We start from the raw sequence: 21,396 nt of genomic DNA, 5'->3' as shown, positions 1-21,396 counted from the left end.
GTTAGATGATGTAGCCACCCGCAACTTCGATATTCTGGGCATTGATCCAGCGGTTCGGCCCGGACAGGAGGCTGGCGACGACCCCGCCGATCTCTTCCGGCTCGCCAACGCGACCAAGTGCCGTCTGGCCCGCGAGCATTGCCTCGAAGTCATCGTTCAACCCGCCGCCGAGTTCGGTGCGGATCGCGCCGGGTGCGATCGAGTTCGCCCGGATGCGCCGCTCGCCGAATTCCTTGGCCATGTAGCGGGTCAGGACTTCGAGGCCACCCTTGAACGCGGCATAGGGTGCGACACCGGCCGTCGCCACGCGCGAGGTGGCGCTGGTGATGTTGACGATCTGGCCGCCGTCGGCCATCAACGGCAGCAGGATCTGGGTCAGGAAGAACGGCCCTTTGAGATGGACATTGAACAAGCCGTCGAACTGCTCTTGCGTCACCGTGGCAATCGGACTGTAGAGACCGTATCCGGCATTGTTGACGAGATAGTCGAAGTCGCCACGCCCCCAGAGGATTTCAAGCTTCTCGGCAAGCGCATCTCGAAACGCCGGGAATGAACCGACATCGCCGACATCGAGCTTCAACGCCACGGCCTTGCCGCCACCCTCGACGATCGTCTTCACGACCTGCTCGGCCTTGCCGGCATTGTTGTTATAGGTGGCGACTACGCCTAAGCCGTTGCGGGCGCATTCGACGGCGGTGCTGGCTCCAAGACCCCGACTGCTGCCGGTGACGATGACGATCTTCATGGGGCATTCCTTCCCTGTTCTGTGTGATCTCAAGCTAAGCCCGCACGCTCTCCCGCGCTCACCTATTTCTCTCTAAGGCTTGCCTATTTCTGCTTTGCCGTTGCCGACTGGCCCCTGTTCTGTCACGGTCGCTCTCATGGAAAAGCAACTTCAGGAACTGCGCGGACTGGCCTCGTCCGCGGAAAACCGCCGTACTGAGACAGGCATCCCGCGCGTGGCAATGGTTCAGGGCGAGATCCCCGAACATCGGCTGTCAGCCGTCTACGAGCCGATGATCAACCTGATCCTGACAGGCTCGAAGACGATGACGGTCGGTGAACGGACCTTCGCCTATGATCCCGCCACCTATTTCGTGATGTCGGTCGATCTTCCAGCCGTCGGATCGGTGCATCCATCTGCGCACGGTGAACCCTATCTCGCGGTCAGCCTGACGCTGCATCCGCCGACAGTGGCAGCCCTCATCAGCGACTTGCCCGTGCAGGTCTGCGGCAAGCTGTTCGGATCGGGTTTCTCGGTTGCGCCAGTTGGCGAAGAGCTTCTCGATGCCTGGGTGCGCATGCTGCGCCTGATGGACCGTCCGGACGAGATTGACGTGCTGGCACCCGCCTATGAACGGGAGATACTGTTCCGGGTGCTGCAGGGTCCGCTCGGCTGGATGCTCCGTGATATCGCAGCACCTGATGCCGCCATCTCGCGGATCGGCGTTGCCATCCATTGGATCCGCGAGAACTTTGCCAAGCCTCTCAGGGTCGAGGCGCTTGCCGAGATGGCCTCCCTCAGCATCTCAGCCTTCCATCGTCACTTCAAGGCGGTCACGGCACTCAGCCCGATCCAGTACCAGAAGCAGGTGCGACTATTGCATGCACGGAGACTTCTTATGTCTGGGGAGGGAAACGCGACATCAGTGGCGTTCGGTGTAGGATATGAAAGTCCGAACCAGTTCAGCCGGGAATATGCCCGACAGTTTGGATTGCCTCCATCCAAGGACGCGATACGGCTTCGAGGCGAGGCGGCCTGACATCGCGGAGGGCAGGGTGCGCGGCGACTATTGAGGGATGTCCGGTCGAAGGATTACTGTTAGCACCAAACGTGCGGTCCTGATTTTATCAATGATTTAGCGCGCCCATGATTGGTGGAACACTGGTTCAAACCCGTTCAAGCCGCTCACCCTGAACCCTATCTAACTCATTTCTTTGGGACAGATTTCGGCTTCGGCTGATATAGACGCCGTTTGGCGTTCAAGCGCAAAGCATTGCGGACATCCTTGTCCACGATCGACAGGTCGAACCATTCCGGATCAAAGTAGCCGCCGCACCACTGAATGGTTTCGGCATATTCGGGATCGTCCCGGTCGGCGATGATCTCCAGAAACCGCTCGTAACCCGATACGCCGCCAACATCCTCGGGCGGCCGCGCCCTTTCCCCGGCGACGCAGCTCCCGTGTTTGGGTGTAGCAGTGAGCGTCAGGAACTCCTCGACCGCGACGGTGTGCCGCCAGCCATCCCCGAAATCATAGTGATAGCTAAAGACGGCACCTTGCTCGAAGTCCATCAGGCGAACCTCGCTCTGATCGAAGACCCGAGGATCGTCGTCGGTCGCATCTTCCGTGAGGATCTCAACGTCCCCATACCGGAGACCACCGATGCGGAACTCATAGAGATGATAGTTCCACCAGTTGAATGCGGCCTGAATTCCGAGATGCAAATGCTCCAGGTTCCAATGGGGCGCGGCGTGCAAGGATTTTCCGGGGTCGTCGTGTGATCGGTTCCCATCAAAAGAAAAGCAGTTGATCAGCCGTAAAATCGGCCAACCGAAAATGAGGTGGCGTCACAGGTTGTGCCTTCTCGAAGAAGCATTTGAGCCGCCAACTCACCTACAGCAAGCGAGTGTTTGAAACCGTGCCCTGAGCAGGCCGAGATGACCAGAATCCGGTCATTGCCCGGTGGGCGATCAATGATGAAACCTCCGTCGGGTGTCAGCGTGTAGTAGCAGAGATCAGAACCGACAATCTGCGGGGTGAAGCCATTGAAGAATGGCCCGATTTCCTGCTCGAAGAAGTGCCCACCTGTTTCGCCAACATCTGCCGCCACGTCTATGCCTTCGACGAAGAAGCTAACCGTTCCATCCTGCGACTGAGGAAACGTCGTGATGCATCGGTTTCCCGCCCCGGAGCGAAACCACATCAGAGCCGGGAAATTGCCTGCCTGATACCGTGCCGCAGCTTCAGGTCTGAACGAAAAAGTCCTTTGCTCAGTGACCTTCAAGAGGCGGTCGAAGGGTGGCCCGAGAATTTCTCCGGCCCAACGACCCGCAGCAATGACGGCATGTCTGGCTCTGATCTGATACTCACCCATTCCAATGATCACCCAGCCATTCTCCTGGGAAACACGCTCCATCGCGCTGTCGGTCAATACCGTCGCACCAAGTTGCTGTGCGGCTGAAATCTGCAGCGATACGATCGGCTCGGGCTTCAGGAAGCCTCCCTTGGGCTCGAAATATCCGTAGTCTAAGTCGGTTAACCCAATCAGCTGCGGATATCGTCGTTTCAGCTCGGCGGACGAGAGCAGCTCATGCTCGATCCCATCCTGCTGCGCGATCTTGACCGTAGCTGCGACAAAATCGCCGCCATGGGTCGGTCGTTCAGATCCGACGATGAGCGTGCCGCTCCGCCCCATCAGGTCCGCATTGAATGTTCGCTCCAGATCGCTGAGAATTTCCTGCGAACGCCTGACCAGCGGCACATAGGCAGATCCTTCGCCCACGGCGTTGCGGGTTACCCGGGCATGTCCGTGGCTCGATCCGAACGGATGCGGCGGCAGGTAGCGATCGATGCCAACAACCTTCGCACCCCGCCTGGCCAGCTGGTAAAGCGTCGCCGCGCCCACCGCACCCAAGCCTATAACCGCTAAGTCGATCGAATGGGTATCCATTGTGGGTCGCTTCTCCAGCAGTTGAAGATTGGCTCGGGACTGTCACGGCGTCAGATGGATTTCCGCATGAAATGCAGGCCGGTTAGTTCATCGGTAAAACCCCACTTCTGATAGAAGGGGACCATCTCAGCCAGGCAGTAGAGCTCTCGGTGTTTGATGTTCGCCAGTGCGGGATCGTTCATCACCGTTTCCATGAGCAGCCCGCCTAGCCCGGTGTTGCGCCAGGTGCATTTGACGATGATGTCGAAGATCATTGCCTTGTAGACGCCATCAGTCATCGCGCGGGCAAACGCAACGAGCTCATCGCCCTCAGGATCGACGAAGGCGAAGATCGGGCCACCGGAGGCGAGTGCTGTCACAACGTCGGCCTTTGTCCTGCCCTTGGTCCACCACTCCTCCTGAAACAATGTCACCAGTTGGTCGAGCTGGTGGTCGTTCAAGAAGCGATGCAGCTGCAGTCGGCTTTTGTCGCGCGGGATGTTGTTCATGTGTGCCTCGGCAAATGTGCGTGTTGACCGGCTCAGTTGCCGGCAAGGTTTTCCAGTTCGAGGAGCTTTCCATCCGAAACGGGAATGCCAAGGAGAGTTGACTGCCGGCGGTTCTCGTAGCGCCGTGCTCCGGGCAGTCTTTCCTGGCCGGCCTCTATGAGACGATCGCAGAGAACCGAAACGCGTCTGGCAAAGTCGTTGTTTCCCCCACGCTCCGGGTCGATTACGATCAGGAGCTGTCCCGCTTTCGGTGTTTGCGCTCCGAGACAATCGCCAAAGTCATTCTCGAAAGATAATTGGCCACCGGTGAGGGCGCCTGCCATCAATTCGACCATCAATGCAATCGAGGATCCCTTGTAGCCACCGAACGTGTTGAGCGCTCCGCCGGCGAGCACCGCATGCGGATCGGTGGATGGGATTCCGTTACGATCGACGCCCGTTCCCTCAGGCAGGCTTCGGTTCGCCAGTGCGTGTAGCCTGACCTCGCCGTTGGCCATCACGCTCGTCGCTTGATCAACGACGAGCGGATCCGCGCCAGAAACCGGCGTTGCAAACGCAATCGGATTGGTGCCGTACACCGGGGCGCGACCGCCATGGGGTACGACATTCGCCAGACCGTTGACAAATGTGATCGCCATCAGGCCTCTTCGTGCAAATGGCTCCACATCCGGCCATAGCGCGCTGAAATGATGAGAGTTGCGGGTCGCGACGACAGCAATGCCAGTCGCCTCCACAGCCGCATCGATTGCGTCTGCTGCGACGGCGAGTGCGGGCTGGGCAAATCCGTTGCGAGCATCGATGCGGATGAACGACGGGCTGACGACAGAGATTTCGGGTTCAGCTTTTCCATCAACCCAGCCGGTGTCGAGCGATGCGAGGTAACCCGGAATACGAAAGATGCCATGGCTGATCGCGCCATCGCGCTCGCAGCCGGCGCAGTTTGCCGCAAGGATATCGGCGACAGTCTGCGATGTCCCGTGTTTTAGGAAGATCTGCAGGAGCAGAGATTTCAGGGCGTCGAATTCGACGCGGACGTGCTGTTGTTCATGTGTCATGGGAATGGCTGCCGATAGGAGGAGTGGTGTCGGTGGACGACGGAGCGTGCGGATCACCGGCGCGGCGCGGGGTCGAAAGAAACTTTCGGAGGCAATTTTCGAGAAGCCGGGAAATGTTGTTGTCGTAGCCATTATGTGAAAGGCTGCCGCAGAAGGTGATGGAGCCGACCGAGAACAGGCCGCCGCCGTTCTCGTCGAGGCCGTAGACGATGTTCGAGCGCATGCCACCATAGGGGCGAGGGCCGCCATCGATGACGCCGGGGGTTAGAAGCTCCTCGTATGTGGTCTCAAACGACGGCCCATGCCCTTCGGACGCCGCCACCACCTTTACGAAATCCGGCGTTCCAAGTTCCGTGCACGCCTGGTCGATCTCGAAGCCGGCAGCGCCGCCACCTGACAGGCCGAAATCGCCAAGTTTTTCGCCGGCTGAAATGCCTTCAAACAGGAAGGCCAGCTCTTCGGCAAACGACTCGTTGGTGCGGAGGTAGTAAGTCCCTTCGAAATTGCCTTCAGCGGTAAAGCCGACGCCCGCAACCGCCTGGGGAGGGATGCCGTTTCGTCGCCAGAGGCCGCCGTACTCGCCATCAAGCTGGTTATAATATTCGCCGGGCTTGCTGGCCCAGACGCGCATGCCCCCCTCGGCGCGTCGGAGTTCTAGGATGTGTGGCAAGTTTTGGTCGCGGCCGATCTTCCAGTAGAAGCCGTTGCCTCCAAGATACATCAGCCGCCCGCCGGCCCTGCGATAGGCGAGGATGGCCTCGATCGTTCTACGGGTATGATATTCAGGATGGGAGCCGGTCAGAACCACATCATAGGGCGAGAGCGCATCGACACCGTCGCGGTCCAGGTCCTCGTCGGTCAGCACGTCGAATGCAAAACCCTTTGTGGTTAGCCAGTCGGTCAGATGCGAGTCTGCCGGGAAGCCACGCATTCCCGAGCCGCGTTCATCAAAATAGACAAGGTATCCAGGGCGCATCGTCAGGATCGGACGCAGCCGGGAAGAAATCGTTACGCCGGTTCCATCCGGATGGCAGTTGTAGGTGGAGTAGCCGTAGCTGCCGACAATATCCGGATTATGGGGATAGGCCGCCCATTCCTTCACACGGGCCTCAAGTGGGCCGGCAAAGTTTCCGCGCGCATGATTGGCATAGGCCATGTAGGTGAAGGTCGGCGCCAGGAAAACGATCTTTTGGCGCTGGGCATTGGCACCCGGAAGGACATAAAACGGGATCGTATCGGTTGCGATCTCATTATCGATCACAAGGCCGTAGACCCCCGAAGGCATGCCGTCGGGCACGGTGAGTGTAATCGTCGTCTCCCATGCGCAGTCACTCAGATCGTCTGAATGGAATGTAATTGCCGCATATTCTTCCGGTGCAACTTTCCAGTCCATGTGCTGGCCGGTCCAGGACGAAGAGCGAACGGCGCGCATCGGCAGGTTGATCAATTGAAGCCCAAGAGATCGATCGATATCGTCGCTCACCCATTCGCTGTTGCCGCTATCGGTGAAAGTCCATTGGGCGATGATCGTGCGGCCGGATTCTGGGGCCTCTGGCGAAGCAACCGACAGACGTGGCGCCTCGATCGAACCGTTGAAGCAATCCTTGGGATGTCCTGACCACAATGCCGCAAGGCAGATATGGTCGACATCGCGCAATGCTTCGCCCATGCCTGCGATCAACTTGGACTCGGCGACCTTTGACGTCTCTGGTGTCGATGTGCGCACGATCACGCCAACATCCGAAAAACAGACCTCCAGCTTGCTCCATGCGTTCAATTTGAGCGAAAGATCCAGGCTTTCGAGTTGCGCCGGTGACCGCAGACTTTTGAGGAAGAGACCCCCATCCTTCATAATCAAGGCGACACCCGTCGTGCCGGCAACATCCTGCAAGGAAAAGATTGTCTGATCGGTTGCGCTGACAAAGCCCGGGCGGACTGTCAGTTCGACCGTCAGGTGTTTTGTGACAGGGATGGTTGGCAGCGCGCCGAAGGCGCAGGATCCAAGATGGGCTTTTTGCTCTGTGGCCCGATAGACTGCCGATAAGCCGAATTCCACCTGTTCGCTTTTCAATCCGGGGCCGAGTGGGTTCGGATCACAACAATCCAGCCTGACAACCTTCGCGGTGATCGCACGATCGCCCAGCGATGAGATTTTGAAGTCCAGCCGTTCACCCGGCCTGGCACTGAGCGGGGTCACGTAACCAATAACCCTTGGCGGCTTGTATTCCTGGATAGACATGCTTCACCGGGCGAGAGGGGCGATTAGTTGAGCCGCTGGACATTCGTCGGGCGGCACACTAAATAGAATATCGTATACGTTATCTATCCCTGTCAACCCAGTTTTAGCATGAAGACGATAGGGCCGTGTCTGATAGCAAGCCCGAACATTGCGATCTAATATCGAATACGTTATTCGATCACTCCCGCATCGACTGCAGACTCGGAGATTTCATTGCCCCTTAACCCCGCGGATCTGCCATCACTTGGAACAGCGCCAACGGCGTCTGACATCATCGCCAAGCACATTCGCGAAGCGATCGTCAGTGGAGAGTTTGACGAGGGCGAGCCGATCCGCCAGGACGACGTCGCAAAGCTGTTCGATGTCAGCAAGATCCCTGTGCGTGAGGCATTGAAGAGGCTCGAGGCTGAGGGGCTTGTCGAGTTTCAGAAGAACCGCGGAGCCGTGGTGACAAGCGTTTCCGAGCCGGAAATTGCACAGATTTTCGAAGTACGCGCCATGCTCGAATCAAACGCCATCAGGCTGGCGGTGCCAAGGATGACGGCACGTACGTTTCAAAGGGCAGAGGAATATTGCGACGCATTTGCCCAGGAGACGAATGTCGCGAGATGGGCGGAATTGAACTGGCAGTTCCATTCCTGCCTGTACGAGGACGCCGAGCGGTCGTTCCTTCTCAACCTTATCCGTTCAGTCAATGATCGCATCGAGCGTTATCTCCGTATTCAGCTGACGCTGTCCGGAGGAACCGGTGTCGACGACAGGGAGCATCGCGAGATCCTCGCCGCATGCCGGGCGCGCGACGCTGAGAAGGCCGCTGAGCTGCTGACACAGCATATTACCAAGGCCTGCGAGTCGCTTCTCGCAAACATCCGGAAATAACCAAACTCCATTGTATCGCTGGAGCCCACGTGTGACCCGCGCTCGCAAGATCGCGGGTGCGACTGCGCACACCATTCGGTTGACCGACGGCTCGGAACGCTGCTGCACAAAAATCATGCTTGTATGAAAAAGCGCCGTTCTTCCATTTTTGCGGTTGACCGTTATCGTTTATCGTATACGATATCTAAAAATAGCCACCTGACGACCGAATTGCCGGTGACTGTGTGGTGCGATGCCTTGGAGAAGTCCGCATGCAATTTGAAAGATCACTCACAACCGTCGAGCTGCACACGTGCGGTGAGACGTTCCGCCTCGTTACCCAAGGTCTGCCGAAGATCCCTGGAGCGACCATCGTCGAGCGCCGCGCCTGGCTTCAGGAGAATGCTGACCAGTATCGACGCGCAGTTATGTTGGAACCCCGCGGCCATAAAGACCTGTACGGCGGCTACCTCACGGAGCCGGTCAGTGCGGATGCCGATTTCGGTGTGATCTTTCTGAACAACATGGGCTACAGCCCGCATTGCGGTCATGGCGTCATTGCGCTCGCAACCGCAGCCCTGGAGCTCGGCTGGGTCGAGCGCAAGTCGCCCGAAACCCGCGTCGGCATCGATGCGCCATGCGGCTTCATCGAGGCTTTCGTCGAATGGGATGGAAAGCGGGCAGGGAACGTTCGCTTCGTGAATGTTCCGTCCTTCATCTTTATGCGCGATGTGACGGTCGATACCCCGACCTTCGGCAAGGTGACCGGTGATATCGCCTATGGCGGTGCAACCTATTTCTATGTTGACGGTCGCCCGCACGACATCGCTATCCGAGAAAAGGACGTGCAGAGAATCCAGCAGTTCGGTTACGAGATCAAGACTGCCGTGAATGCCAAGATGCCCGTGGTTCATCCTGAGATCCCTGAGTTCAATGACGTTTATGGCGTCATGGTCTATGGCGATCCTCGCCACGAAGGCTCGACCCAGGCGAATTGCTGTGTCTATGCGGACAGGGCCATCGACCGCTCGCCGACAGGTTCAGGCACTGCCGGCCGGATTGCACAACTCTACCTTCGCGGCGAGCTGTCGGGATCGGAAACATTGGTGAACGAGTCGATCATCGGCACGGTCTTCAAGGGACGCGTGCTGAGCGAGACGAAGGTCGGCGACTTTGACGCTGTCATTCCGGAAGTTAGTGGCAAGGCCTACATATGCGGGTTTGCAAACTGGACGATCGATGAAGAAGACCCGCTGACGTTCGGCTTCTTGGTACAATAATTACAGTTTCACATCCGCAGCAGACTCGTTCGTTAGATCGAACCTACTGCGAATAAACGTATACGATATTGGAAATACGATATTTTCCGTACTCCAAGTCCTTCCAATCAACAAAAAGGGGAATGCAACAATGCGTATGGCTTCAATTATTCTAGCCACCACACTGGTGGCATCAACTGTCACGGTCGCTCATGCTGACAAGCTGGATGACATCATGGCTTCCGGCACATTGCGTTGCGCGGTGGTGCTCGACTATCCGCCGATGGGCCTGCGCGACGCGGAGAACAATCCGGCCGGATACGACGTCGATTATTGCAATGACATCGCCAAAGCGCTCGGTGTGACGGCGGAGATCGTTGAGACCACGTTCCCGGATCGTATTCCGGCACTGGTGTCTGGCAGGGCTGACATCGCCGTCGCTCAGACATCGGACACTCTGGAGCGGGCGAAGACGGTCGGCTTCACCATGCCTTACACCGCGCTGGCCGTGGTTGTTCTCGCGAAAGAGGGGCTCGGGATCGATACCTATGAAAAGCTGAAAGGTCGCAATGTCGGCGGTGTCGCCGGCGGCTATGAGGCAATGGCCCTCGAAAAGGATGTCAAGGCGTGGGGCGGCGGATCCTTCAGAGCTTTCCAGAGCCAGGCCGATGTGTTCCTCGCGCTGTCACAAGGTCAGATTGAGGCGACCGTGGTGACGGCCCCTGTTGCTGCAACCATCGTGAACGACGGCAAATACAAGGGCGTCGTGGTTGCCGGCGAGACGCCTTATGAGATCGACTACACGGCACTGGTCACGCTTCGCCAGGAGCAGGGACTGATCAACTACCTGAACCTCTTCATCCACCAGCAGGTACGCACAGGTCGTTACAAGGAGCTTTGGGATAAATGGGTCGGCGTTGGCGACGCACCTGATCTGACGATCCCCGGCGTCTATCGCTGATCGATTGCGACCTCGGCGGGCAGACATTCCTCCCGACAGGAAGTCGTGCCCGCCGCAGTTCGACGTGACGGGATCTCCCAACTGAGTTTCTTTCCCCGATCTTTTCCAAATGGCGGGAACGACCATGGACTATACTTTTCAATGGCGAGCGGCGTTTCGAGCGCTGCCTGATATGCTCTGGGGCGCCCTTGTGACGCTTGAGGTCGCCCTGCTGTCGATGGTGCTTGGCACGTTCCTCGCGATCTTGCTGGCTGTCGCATCCGGCTCCCGCTTCCGCGCGCTTCGGGCTCTTGCCTTCAGTTGGGTTGAGCTGGCCCGTAACACGCCGGCGATGTTCCAGATTTATATGGTCTATTTTGGTCTGGGGTCATTGGGGATCTTCCTCGACAGCTTCCTAGCTTTGCTGGCAGCCATTACATTCAACAATGCGGGTTATCTTGCCGAAACCTTCCGTGGCGGACTTCGAGCAGTCCCTGGCACGCAAATGCGTGCCGCTCGGTCTCTCGGGATGGGGCAATTACAGGCGTTTCGCCTCATCGTGCTGCCACAGATGTTTCGCGTCGTCTTTCCGCCGCTCACAAACCAGATGGTCTGGGCGATCCTGATGACGTCCCTCGGCGTGGTGGTGGGCCTGACGAATGACCTTACCGGTGTGACACAAGACCTGAATGTCAGATCATTCCGTACGTTCGAGTTCTTCGCGATTGCCGCTGTTCTCTATTATTTGATGACCAAGCTGGTCATCGGCTCGGCGCGCCTGATGGCGTGGCGCCTGTTCCGATATTGAGGGCCACCGCTATGATGCAGACCTTTTTCGACACCTCCCTGACCCTCAATGACTTCTTGTTCATGCTCAAAGGTGCCGGTGTTACGATCTCGATTACGTTCTGGGCTGTGCTTGGTGGATCCATACTCGGGCTGTTGCTCGGTTTGGGACGTGCAAGCGCGCCCTGGTGGCTTAACGGACCGATTGGCTTTGTGCTCGACATCTTCCGCTCGGTTCCACTGTTGATCCAGTTTGTGCTCGCCAATTCATTCAAATCCATCATCGGTTTGAACTTGTCGGCCTTTACCGTCGGCTGTGTGGTTCTGGCCATCTATACAGCATCCTTCTGCACAGAGGTGGTTCGTGCCGGCATTCTGGCCGTACCTCCAACCACCCGGCGCGCGGCCCGGTCCCTTGGAATGACCTGGGGCCAGGACTTGAAGGAGGTCGTGTTTCCAATTGCGCTGCGGGTCGCATTGCCGAACTGGATTGGCCTCACGCTCGGGGTCATGAAGGACACGGCGCTCGTTTCATGGATTGGCGTCGTCGAGTTGCTTCGCTCCTCGCAGATCATTGTGACACGGATTCAGGAGCCGCTGTTCGTCCTTGGTATCGTTGGACTGGCCTATTTCGTCCTGTGCTTTCCCATCTCTCGATTCGGTGCCCGGCTGGAAGCCAGGTGGCGCGAAAACGATTGAACCCGAAAGGCTACTTGTTGGCTTGATCCTCGCTCTCACGAGCCCTCATCAGCCCTTGGCACGGCCGTTGCCATGACTTGAACAAAGGTTGCAGAAACAATGATTGAAATCGAAAACGTCCATAAACACTTCAGCACCTTGCATGTTTTGAAAGGTGTCAGTCTGAACGTCCAGAAAGGCGAAGTGCTTTCTATGATCGGTGGGTCGGGCTCAGGCAAATCGACAATGTTGATGTGTATCAACGGACTTGAGCAAATACAGGGCGGCCGCATTCGTGTCGATAACACAGACGTGCATGCGAAGAGCACCGATCTCAACAAACTGCGCCGAAAGATAGGGATCGTGTTTCAGCAGTGGAACGCGTTCCCCCATTTAACGGTGCTCGAAAACGTGATGCTTGCGCTGAGAAAGGTGTTGGGTAAATCAAAGGCGGAGGCCGAGGCGATCGCGGTAGAGCAGCTCAAGCATGTCGGCCTTGGTGAAAAGCTGAAAGCTTTTCCCTCGCGCCTCTCGGGCGGACAACAGCAGCGAATGGCAATTGCGCGCGCACTTGCGATGTCGCCGGACTACATGCTGTTTGATGAGGTCACATCCGCCCTTGATCCGCAACTGGTCGGCGAAGTGTTGGACACGCTGCGCATGCTGTCCCAGGAAGGCATGACCATGATCGTAGTCACGCATGAAATGCGGTTTGCCCGCGAGGTCTCCGATCGCGTGGCATTTTTTCGCGAAGGGCTTATCCATGAACTCGGAACGCCTGAGCAGATATTTGATAGTCCGCAGCGTTCTGAAACGGCAGATTTCCTGCGGTCAGTGCTTTGATTAAATAAGTCTTTGAAAGATATATTACCTGATCTTCAATGTGTTTGGACCTGGCCGGCAGTTCAAATCCTTTCAAAGCGACCACGATCGGCGAGCGAGACTCTGACAACATCGTCCGGCGTACCGGGATGTCAACCGGACACGTTCCTTATGCGCTAGGCCTGAAGCGACGGAGCATTGATCTATATCTGCGCTTACCCTGACTTAGCCCCCCTCGAAATCTGACGGCGCTCTATGTTTTGATCCGACGCAGGACGCTTTCTAGTGCCGCAGTCAACGCCTCACTTCCGCCACCCTGCTCGAACTCTCTGAAGAGCTGCTCGTTTAGGCCACCTCTCGTGGAGAACTCGCGTCGTAGATCGCCCGGAGGGCGCTCGACCGATTTTGCGCCGATCTTGCCGAGGCTGGCAAAAAGCGAAATAAGATAGTCTCGTGCTTTTTGATCGGGTATGCCCTGGCTTGCCAGCCAATCTGTCGCGCGCTCCAGAATACCAAAATAGGTCCCCATCGTGGCGCTCGCTGCTGTGAGCAGATCGTACTCATTCTGGGTTTCGCATTCGACGGCGGTTCCGAGCTCCGAAAAGAACAATGCGGTGCGGAGTTCGGGTGGATAGAGCATCGTAACACCCGTTCGATCGGCGACGAATGGAAGTGGAACCGCCCGGACGAGATCAACCTTTTGGTTGATCCACTCCACGAGCTTTGCTTCCTGAACCGCGGCGATGAGACTGACAACGAGCTGATCAGGGCGAAAGCGCAGCGACCGTATCACCTCTTCTGCAATCTGCGGGCGGACAGCGAGGAAGAGCATATCCGCGGCATCGACGATTTCCTGGTTACTGCTGGCAACCCGGACGGAAGGATATCGCTCCGCTAGCCTTGCAGCCACGTCGGTATTGCGAGGCGAAACCAGAATTTCGACCGCACGATTCGGCTCGGCGAAAACACCGGTGATAATCGCCTCGGTGATTGTGCCGGTGCCAACGAAACCCAATTTGCCTTCCATGACAGCCCTCAATCCCTATCCGCTTCCAGTCGAGGATTCACCATCCGGTTCTGCCGTTGCGGCACCTTCTGATCAGTCCAGGGCGTATCTGCGCAGACCGTGTGCGCGGCGAGTACCGCCTTCAGCGCAATCGGACGGTAGTGAACAGAGAGGTCCAGTTCTTTGGCGCTTTCAGTTTTTCTGTCCTTCAACTGGGCCTCCTTCAATTTGGGACAATGATGGAAACGAATAGATCAATGAGGTTTCCATGGCAGTGCGTTTGCCGTCGTTGTTACGGTTGATATTTGACCATGGTACCGCCGCCGGTTGCCTGGTCAGTGGGAAAGACCTCGACACGCGACACATCGACAAATGTCGGGAGCGTGATGACGTTGGCGATAATGGTTGCAATATTCTCGGGCTGGATTGGGCGATAGCCATCGTAAAGAAGCTCTCTCGCCTGGTTTCCGGCGATTGCCGTGCGATAGAGTTCAGTCTGGACCCGACCCGGCACGACCTCGCTGACGCGGACGGACGTTCCCAGCAGATCACAGCGCAAGTTGTCGCAGAAGAGGCTCAAACCTGCCTTCGAGGGGCCGTAGGCGCCCATCGAGGGGTAGGGTGCCCGGCCGCCGCTGGAGCCGAGATAGATCAGATGGCCACGCTTCCGTTCGACCATGCCCGGCAGGAATGCTCGCGTCAGATGCATCGGTGCCTTGAGATTGATGTCGATCATGGCATCGATCTCGGCAGGGTCGATCTCATGAAATGATGCCCGGGTTGAAAGAATGCCGGCATTGTTGACGAGAATATCGACTTCGACACCCGATAGTTGGTCGAAGATTTCGCCTGTGTCGCGGACATCCGCCATGATGGGCTTGGCGCCGGAAAGCACCGCCAATTCCTGCAACTTATCTTCGTTTCTGCCAACAGCGTAGACTGTCAGCCCAAGCTCGCGCAGTTTCAGGACCGTCGCACGGCCAATCCCGCTGGTCGCACCCGTAACGACAGCAGTGCGATAGGGGAGAGGTTCAGACATAGATGTAACCGCCGCTGATGACGACGTTTTCGCCCGTCGCATAGGTGTTGCGGCTGCTTGCCATCATGACAATCCATTCCGCCATCTCGACCGGCTCGGCCGCACGACCCAAAGCGCTCGCTTTTGCCAGCTCCGGGAGAAAACCGAGTTCCTTGGCGCGGTCAGTGGCAAAGCCGGCCGGCGCGACTGAGTTGACGAGGATCTGATCCTTCGCACATTCCTGCGCGAAGGACTTGGTGAGGCTGACGACCGCTGCCTTGGTCGCCGCATAGTGGGCGTTTTGCGGGTGCGCTTTGAACGCGTCGACGGAGGTGATGTTGACGATCCGGCCGGTCACCTCAGGCGGGTTCACGTAGTTGCGCATGTGCAGGACGGCGGCGACCATCATATGGTAGGTGCCCTTGATGTTGATTGCGTTTTCGAGATCCCAGTCCGCGTCGGTGATTTCGAGGATCGACTTGCGTGGGTAAATGGCGGCGCTGTTGACCAGGGAATGGACACGGCCAAGCTTCTGGGCGACCGTATCAAAGCCACGATGCGCGCTCTCGCAGATGGATATGTCGGCCGCAGCGGTTGCCACTTCGACCCCCAGGCCCCTCAGCGTTTCGGCTGCCGTTTCGAGCAGCTGTTCGTTGCGATCGATCAATCCGATTTTCGTGGCGCCATGCGAAACCATAAGCTTTGCGGTCGTTAGGCCCAGCCCGGATGCTCCGCCAACGATAACCACCGTCTGGTCTTTCATAGTCCACCCCTTATTTAGTTGCCTTGCTTTATTGGTATGATATCACTTATATGCCAACTTTCAAGGTTTCAAGATCTTTTTTCGGACGCGCAAATGATCCCTCGCCTCGTCGCCACATCTTCCCACGCCATGCCGAGAACCGGTTTCTTCGAACACCTTGTCGAGGCGGGGTTTCGCGGAGATATCGACGTCAGTGAGGCGACACGCACCGTGTATTCCACTGACAATTCAATCTATCAGGTTGCGCCCGCCGGTGTCCTTTTTCCGCGAGGCGGTGACGATTTGGTCGCCATTTCAAAGGTGGTCTCAGAGCCGAAGTTTTCGACCGTCGTCCTCGCCATGAGGGGCGGCGGAACGGGCACGAATGGCCAGTCCCTTTCCGACGGCATCGTTGTGGATTGTTCGCGCCATATGAACCGAATTCTCGAAATAGACCCGGTTCGACGGGTTGCTCGCGTCGAAGCGGGTGTCGTCAAGGATCAGTTGAACAGGGCGCTCGAACCGTATGGGCTGTTCTTCGCGCCTGAGCTCTCGACCTCCAACAGGGCGACGATCGGAGGGATGATCAACACGGATGCGTGCGGCCAGGGGTCGTGCGTCTACGGAAAAACCAGCAATCATGTAATAGGTCTCCGCGTCATATTTGCGGACGGAACCGATTGGTGGTCCCGTGCCACGACGCCGCAGCAACTAGCGCAGTTGCAACAGCGATCCGATCGCGTAGGGGAGATCTGCCGTGTCCTCGATCGGATTGAGCGGGACAATCGGATGCTGATTGACCAGACTTTCCCGAAACTGAACCGTTACCTCACCGGCTATGACCTTGCCCATCTGAGATCGGAAGACGGCGGGCTGAACATGAATTCTGTCCTCTGCGGATCGGAGGGTACCCTGGCTATGATCGCCGAGGCGGAACTGAATCTACTTCCAATTCCTGCCTTCGCCGCGCTCATCAACATCCGCTACGAGAATTTTAACACGGCCCTTGAAGACGCGCGCGAGCTGACGGCCATGAGGGTGGCTTCCGTCGAAACCGTGGATGAGAAGGTGTTGCGCCTGGCCAAGGGTGACATCGTCTGGCCGGCAATCTCGCTCTTCTTTCCCAATGATGCCGCGGGAATGGCCAACGGGATCAATATCGTTGAGGTTCTTGCGGACAATCAGGACGAACTGGCCGGTAAGATCGCGACGGTGACCTCGCGACTCGACAGTCATCCCATTCCGGGAAGAAACGGTTTTACGGTTGCAACGTCCAAGACGGACATCGACGCGATCTGGACGATGCGCAAGCGGGCCGTGGGGCTGCTCGGAAATGTCGAGGGGGCCGTCCGGCCCGTGGCATTCGTCGAGGACACCGCAGTGCCGCCCGAGAATCTGGCCGCCTATATCCGGGAGTTCAGAGAGCTCCTGGACGGCGAGGGCCTCGATTACGGTATGTTCGGTCACGTCGACGCGGGTGTTTTGCATGTGCGGCCGGCACTCGATCTGACGCGTGAGGATCACGCTCTCCTGGTCAGGCGCGTGAGCGATGGCGTTGTCGCACTCACCCGAAAATATGGTGGCGTGCTTTGGGGCGAACATGGAAAGGGGGTCAGGTCGGAATATGTGCCGCTCTTTTTCGGTGATCTTTATCCGTGCCTGCAGGAAATCAAACAGGCGTTCGATCCCTTTAATCAACTTAATCCCGGCAAGATCGCGGTCGCCGGGCCGGGGGATCTCACAAAGATCGATGAAGTGCCGCTGCGCGGCAGCTTCGATCGCACGATTGGCGCCGAGATCCGCGCAGCCTTCGACAATGCAGCCTACTGCAATGGCAACGGCGCATGCTTCGATTTCAGCGAGACCTCGCTCATGTGCCCATCGTTCAAGGGAAGCCGTGACAGGCGCTATTCGCCAAAGGGGAGGGCTTCGCTCATGCGCGAATGGCTCCGCTTACTGACAACAAACGGTATTGACCCGAGACGTGAGGCGGAGCGTCAAAGAAGCGCCCTCGGCTTCGGGCGAGTGGTTGCCCGGGCCTGGAATTCAATTAATCCCGCCAACCGATCGGATTTCTCCCACGAAGTCCGACGATCGATGGACACCTGTCTCGCCTGCAAGGCATGTGCTGGACAATGCCCCGTGAAAGTCAACGTTCCCGCGTTTCGGGCAAAATTCCTTGAACTTTACTATGGACGGTATCTGCGTCCTCTGAAGGATCCCTTGGTCGCGTCCATCGAAACAGTCCTGCCTGCGATGGCTTGGATGAAGTCGATCTACAACGCATGGGTCGGCAGCCGAATTGGCCGGCGTCTTTTGACGTTCGTGGGATTGACGGCGCTGCCTGAGATGTCGCCGCGATCTGCCCGACGAGGGGTCAAGGATCGCGGTGTCGCAACCGCGACGCCTGAGCGGATCTTGCGCCTTCCGATGGAAGAACGAGCGCGCGCAGTTGTCTTCGTGCAGGATGCTTTCACAACGCACTTCGATTCTCAGGTTGTCCTCGATGCTGTCGACCTGGCACGGCGGATGGGCTTCATCCCGTTCGTGTCGGCGCTCCACGAAAACGGCAAGGCCCTGCATGTCCATGGATATCTCGGCAGATTTGCGAGAAAGGCATCGGATACCAGCAGCTACCTGAACGCACTGTCCGAAGCGGGAGCGACACTCGTTGGATTGGATCCGTCAATGACGCTGGTTTACCGCAGCGAATACGCGAACCTACCTACGATCGGAAAGGCGCCAACGGTCTTGCTGCCACAGGAGTGGCTTTCTAGGAACCTAGATCTCCTTCAACGAGAGGCAACTCTCGGTGATATCGGGGTTTTCAAGCTGTTTCTTCACTGTACGGAACAAACCAGCCTTCCGGCCGCCGGCGCTCAATGGTCGGCTATCTTCGCAAGTCTCGGGATCAAACTGGCTCTGGCGAAAGTCGGGTGTTGTGGAATGGCCGGCACCTTCGGCCATGAGGTTCGCAATCGCGGATTATCTGAGGCAATCTATGCGTTGAGCTGGAGTGATGCGTTTTCTCGTCCAGTAGAAGGCGAGATATTGATGGCGACGGGGTATTCCTGCCGGTCTCAGGTAAAAATCATGGAGGAGAAGTCCCTGAAACATCCGCTTCAGGTGATCAACGCTCTCATTGTTGATAAATCGCCGTCGCTTAGCTAGGATTGACATGATATGTGATATGTGAGGTCTCTGTCGAGTCCGCCGAAATTTGGAGCAATAATGTGTCCGTGATAACCCAGCGCGGCAACCTTGCCGAAATAGTCGTAGCGCAATTGACCACGCGCATCGACTCGGGCCTTTATACGCCCGGCGAGAAGATACCATCGAGCGCACTGCTGTGCGAGGAGTTCGGCGTCAGCAGAACGGTCATTCGCGAGGCGCTGACGTCACTTAAGGTCAGCGGACGCGTTATTGCACGCCAAGGCGCCGGCGTCTATGTGACCGACAGGGACTCAAAGTCGCTCAATTTCGAGATCAGCCGGATTGACGACATCAGGTCTGCGATGCAGATCCTTGAATTGCGCCTTGGCGTGGAAATGCAGTCCGTTGCGCTCGCTGCAGCGCGACGCACGCCAGAGGCGCTCGCCGAGATCGCCAGGGCCTATGATCATCTGGAGGGTCTTCAGACGGACGACGCAGAGATTGAAGCGCAGGCCGATTTCGAATTTCATCTGGCGATCGCAAAGGCCACGCGCAATCCGCATTTTCCGCGCTTCCTGGAAGCGGTCATCGGTGAAATCAGCTTTGATCTCGTGTTGAAGCACCGCCAATCGGCGCGGACCTATCAGAGCTATCTGAAGAAGATCAACAAGGAGCACGCGGCGATCATGTCGGCGATCACGCAAGGCGATGTCAAGGCTGCCAAGAACGCGCTGGCACAGCACCTCGAGGAAAGCCTTAATCGCTACCGGACCATGCTGGACGAGCCCGCCAGCACCGAACTGGCAGAATAATCCATGCGAGCCGTGCGCCAGTTTCTCGCGTCGCTCCTGGCTCTCTATGTCAACGCGTTCCATGATCCGGCGCGAGACGAGATCGACTCCAGTCCCAAGCCGGGGCGATGGGGCTGAAACATACAAAGCCCGCCCGCGCTAGCAGGCGGGCTTTGCCGTTCTGCTTGGCTATCGACCTTGCGCGATGGCCTGGTCGCGAATTTGCGAGAGGCTCATTTTCGGGGTCAGCGCCTCAGGATCAATCCTGATCTCGATCAGCGCGGGTTTTCCCGATGCCTCGGAACGCAGGAAGGCGCCGGCGAACTGCTCTGTCGCCTCGACCGTTTCACCGTGTAGCCCGTAGGAACGGGCAAGGGCGGCGAAGTCGGGGTTCGTCAGCTGCGTGCCGGAAACGCGGCCAGGATAACTCCGTTCCTGATGCATCCGGATGGTGCCGTACATGCCGTTGTTGATGACGAGAAAGATGACACGCGCATCATACTGCATTGACGTGGCCAACTCCTGGCCGTTCATCAGGAAGCAGCCATCGCCTGCAAAGGCGACCACTGTACGCGCGCGGTCGGTAATCTTCGCGGCGATCGCTGCCGGAACGCCGTATCCCATCGAGCCGTTCGTTGGTCCCAGCTGTGTGCGGAAGTGCCGGTACTGATAGAACCGGTGCGCCCATGCAGAGTAGTTGCCGGCGCCGGTCGTCAGGATTGAGTCTACGGGCAGATGTCCGCGCAACCACGCCATGATGTCGCCCATCTGGACAGGACCGGGAACCTGTGGGTGCACCAGGTTTTCCAGATAATCAGCATGCGCGGTCCTGGTCCATTCCGTCCACTGGGGCGGAGCTGCCGGCTTGAGCTTGATTGCCTGCGAGAGAAAAGCACCGACTGCCGCGTTGATTGGAAGCGTCGCGTGATAAACACGCCCCAGTTCTTCCGCGCCGGGGTGAATGTGAACAAGAATCTGCCTGGGAACCGGGATGTCGATGAGGGTGTAGGCCCCCGTCGTCATTTCACCCAGCCGGGCGCCGATCGAAATGAGAAGGTCGCAATCCTTCATGTGCTGAATGAGTTTCGGGCCTGCGGCCAATCCCAGATCACCCGCATAATTGGGATGCGTGTTGTCGAACAGGTCCTGGCAGCGAAAGGACGCGGCAACGGGGAGAGAAAACGCCTCAGAAAATCTACGAAGGTTGTTTACCGCAGCTGTCGTCCAACCGCCACCGCCGGCGACAATCATCGGCCGTTCGGCCTTATCAAGAAGGGTGACCAGTTCAGCGAGTTGCGCCTCGCCGGCATGGGCCTCGACCTTCTTGAACGCTGGAACATCAGCAACGGTTACTTCATCCGTCAGCATGTCTTCCGGCAGCGCAACGACGATCGGTCCCGGACGACCGTTCATGGCCCTGTGGAACGCCTGGCTGATCAATTCCGGAATGCGGGCGGCGTCATCGATTTCGACAACCCATTTGGCCATCTGGCCGAACATCCGGCGATAGTCGAGTTCCTGGAAGGCTTCCCGTTCGACCTGATCGCGTGCGACCTGACCGATGAACAGAATCATCGGGGTCGAGTCCTGAAAGGCCGTGTGAACACCGACGGAGGCGTTGGTCGCCCCAGGCCCGCGTGTCACGAAGCAGATGCCGGGTTTACCCGTCATCTTGCCATAGGCTTCCGCCATATAGGCCGCGCCGCCTTCCTGCCGGCAGACGATCAGCTCGATGTCGTCGGCGACGTCATGGAGTGCGTCCAGTGCCGCAAGATAGCTCTCGCCCGGCACGCAAAAAGCACGTTCGACGCCATGGATACGCAATGCGTCAATAAGAACCTGCCCGCCGTTGCGGGTGTTTTTGGTGGTCGCCATCGGCATTTCCC

20 protein-coding genes are annotated in these 21,396 nt (G+C 57.8%); 9 read left to right on the top strand and 11 right to left on the bottom strand.

The features are described from left to right. Position 1: 1 nt before the first annotated feature. Positions 2-745: an SDR family NAD(P)-dependent oxidoreductase gene (locus tag DXT96_RS20765; protein ID WP_153516272.1), complete on the bottom strand. Its 744-nt coding sequence runs from the start codon at positions 743-745 to the stop codon at positions 2-4. Positions 746-881: 136 nt separating this feature from the next. On the opposite strand from DXT96_RS20765, the gene DXT96_RS20760 reads away from it, so the two are divergent. Continuing rightward, positions 882-1,763, top strand: coding sequence for an AraC family transcriptional regulator (locus DXT96_RS20760; protein WP_153516271.1), 882 nt, complete (start codon positions 882-884; stop codon positions 1,761-1,763). A gap of 167 nt (positions 1,764-1,930) precedes the next feature. Here DXT96_RS20760 and DXT96_RS20755 read toward each other — a convergent pair whose 3' ends face one another. Genes DXT96_RS20755 through DXT96_RS20735 form a run of 5 tightly spaced genes read right to left on the bottom strand, consistent with a single transcriptional unit; the run spans position 1,931 to position 7,457 of the window. Then, complete coding sequence (locus DXT96_RS20755) at positions 1,931-2,482, bottom strand: plasmid pRiA4b ORF-3 family protein (protein WP_246670613.1); 552 nt, start codon at positions 2,480-2,482, stop codon at positions 1,931-1,933. 53 nt (positions 2,483-2,535) lie between these two features. Beyond that, positions 2,536-3,675 carry an N-methyl-L-tryptophan oxidase gene (solA, locus tag DXT96_RS20750; protein WP_153516269.1) on the bottom strand — a complete coding sequence of 380 codons (1,140 nt, stop codon included), beginning with the start codon at positions 3,673-3,675 and terminating at the stop codon, positions 2,536-2,538. A gap of 50 nt (positions 3,676-3,725) precedes the next feature. Then, positions 3,726-4,163, bottom strand: a complete 438-nt coding sequence (locus DXT96_RS20745) for a GNAT family N-acetyltransferase (RefSeq protein WP_153516268.1) — start codon at positions 4,161-4,163, stop codon at positions 3,726-3,728. 32 nt (positions 4,164-4,195) lie between these two features. Beyond that, complete coding sequence (locus tag DXT96_RS20740) at positions 4,196-5,275, bottom strand: Ldh family oxidoreductase (RefSeq protein WP_371418949.1); 1,080 nt, start codon at positions 5,273-5,275, stop codon at positions 4,196-4,198. Beyond that, complete coding sequence (locus tag DXT96_RS20735; protein ID WP_153516267.1) at positions 5,208-7,457, bottom strand: N,N-dimethylformamidase beta subunit family domain-containing protein; 2,250 nt, start codon at positions 7,455-7,457, stop codon at positions 5,208-5,210. The genes DXT96_RS20740 and DXT96_RS20735 overlap by 68 nt, the downstream gene beginning before the upstream one ends. Before the next feature lie 213 nt (positions 7,458-7,670). Between DXT96_RS20735 and DXT96_RS20730 the strand changes: the two genes are divergently transcribed. The 6 genes from DXT96_RS20730 (at position 7,671) to DXT96_RS20705 (ending at position 12,821) form a co-directional block, all read left to right on the top strand. Continuing rightward, on the top strand, positions 7,671-8,336 hold the full coding sequence (locus DXT96_RS20730; RefSeq protein WP_153516266.1) for a GntR family transcriptional regulator: 666 nt from the start codon (positions 7,671-7,673) through the stop codon (positions 8,334-8,336). 251 nt (positions 8,337-8,587) lie between these two features. Further along, positions 8,588-9,595 carry a trans-3-hydroxy-L-proline dehydratase gene (gene lhpH / locus DXT96_RS20725; protein WP_153516265.1) on the top strand — a complete coding sequence of 336 codons (1,008 nt, stop codon included), beginning with the start codon at positions 8,588-8,590 and terminating at the stop codon, positions 9,593-9,595. A 136-nt stretch (positions 9,596-9,731) separates the two neighbouring features. Further along, positions 9,732-10,535: a transporter substrate-binding domain-containing protein gene (locus DXT96_RS20720; protein ID WP_210251598.1), complete on the top strand. Its 804-nt coding sequence runs from the start codon at positions 9,732-9,734 to the stop codon at positions 10,533-10,535. Between the two features lie 124 nt (positions 10,536-10,659). Continuing rightward, on the top strand, positions 10,660-11,322 hold the full coding sequence (locus DXT96_RS20715) for an amino acid ABC transporter permease (protein ID WP_062577870.1): 663 nt from the start codon (positions 10,660-10,662) through the stop codon (positions 11,320-11,322). An 11-nt stretch (positions 11,323-11,333) separates the two neighbouring features. Next, positions 11,334-11,999 carry an amino acid ABC transporter permease gene (locus DXT96_RS20710; RefSeq protein ID WP_246670612.1) on the top strand — a complete coding sequence of 222 codons (666 nt, stop codon included), beginning with the start codon at positions 11,334-11,336 and terminating at the stop codon, positions 11,997-11,999. Between the two features lie 99 nt (positions 12,000-12,098). Beyond that, on the top strand, positions 12,099-12,821 hold the full coding sequence (locus DXT96_RS20705) for an amino acid ABC transporter ATP-binding protein (RefSeq protein WP_153516263.1): 723 nt from the start codon (positions 12,099-12,101) through the stop codon (positions 12,819-12,821). 232 nt (positions 12,822-13,053) lie between these two features. Here DXT96_RS20705 and DXT96_RS20700 read toward each other — a convergent pair whose 3' ends face one another. The 4 genes from DXT96_RS20700 to DXT96_RS20685 all read right to left on the bottom strand — a co-directional run bounded on the left by DXT96_RS20700 (position 13,054) and on the right by DXT96_RS20685 (position 15,587). Next, a complete protein-coding gene (locus tag DXT96_RS20700; RefSeq protein WP_153516262.1) occupies positions 13,054-13,827 on the bottom strand; it encodes a pyrroline-5-carboxylate reductase in 774 nt (257 codons plus the stop codon). An 8-nt stretch (positions 13,828-13,835) separates the two neighbouring features. Further along, positions 13,836-14,018 (bottom strand): hypothetical protein, encoded by a 183-nt coding sequence (locus DXT96_RS20695; protein WP_153516261.1) that lies wholly within the window; start codon positions 14,016-14,018, stop codon positions 13,836-13,838. 80 nt (positions 14,019-14,098) lie between these two features. Further along, positions 14,099-14,845, bottom strand: coding sequence for an SDR family oxidoreductase (locus DXT96_RS20690; protein WP_153516260.1), 747 nt, complete (start codon positions 14,843-14,845; stop codon positions 14,099-14,101). Then, a complete protein-coding gene (locus DXT96_RS20685) occupies positions 14,838-15,587 on the bottom strand; it encodes an SDR family NAD(P)-dependent oxidoreductase (protein ID WP_153516259.1) in 750 nt (249 codons plus the stop codon). The genes DXT96_RS20690 and DXT96_RS20685 overlap by 8 nt, the downstream gene beginning before the upstream one ends. A gap of 93 nt (positions 15,588-15,680) precedes the next feature. Between DXT96_RS20685 and DXT96_RS20680 the strand changes: the two genes are divergently transcribed. Next, positions 15,681-18,737, top strand: a complete 3,057-nt coding sequence (locus DXT96_RS20680) for an FAD-binding and (Fe-S)-binding domain-containing protein (protein WP_153516258.1) — start codon at positions 15,681-15,683, stop codon at positions 18,735-18,737. A 62-nt stretch (positions 18,738-18,799) separates the two neighbouring features. Beyond that, positions 18,800-19,531 carry a FadR/GntR family transcriptional regulator gene (locus DXT96_RS20675; protein ID WP_156535496.1) on the top strand — a complete coding sequence of 244 codons (732 nt, stop codon included), beginning with the start codon at positions 18,800-18,802 and terminating at the stop codon, positions 19,529-19,531. A gap of 168 nt (positions 19,532-19,699) precedes the next feature. Here the strand turns inward: DXT96_RS20675 and DXT96_RS20670 are convergent, their stop codons facing one another. Next, a complete protein-coding gene (locus DXT96_RS20670) occupies positions 19,700-21,385 on the bottom strand; it encodes a thiamine pyrophosphate-binding protein (RefSeq protein ID WP_153516256.1) in 1,686 nt (561 codons plus the stop codon). Positions 21,386-21,396: the final 11 nt, after the last annotated feature.

The organism is Agrobacterium sp. ICMP 6402 (assembly GCF_009498615.1).
GTDB classification, from domain to species: Bacteria; Pseudomonadota; Alphaproteobacteria; order Rhizobiales; family Rhizobiaceae; genus Agrobacterium; species Agrobacterium burrii.
This window is presented reverse-complemented; position numbering and strand designations above follow the sequence as displayed.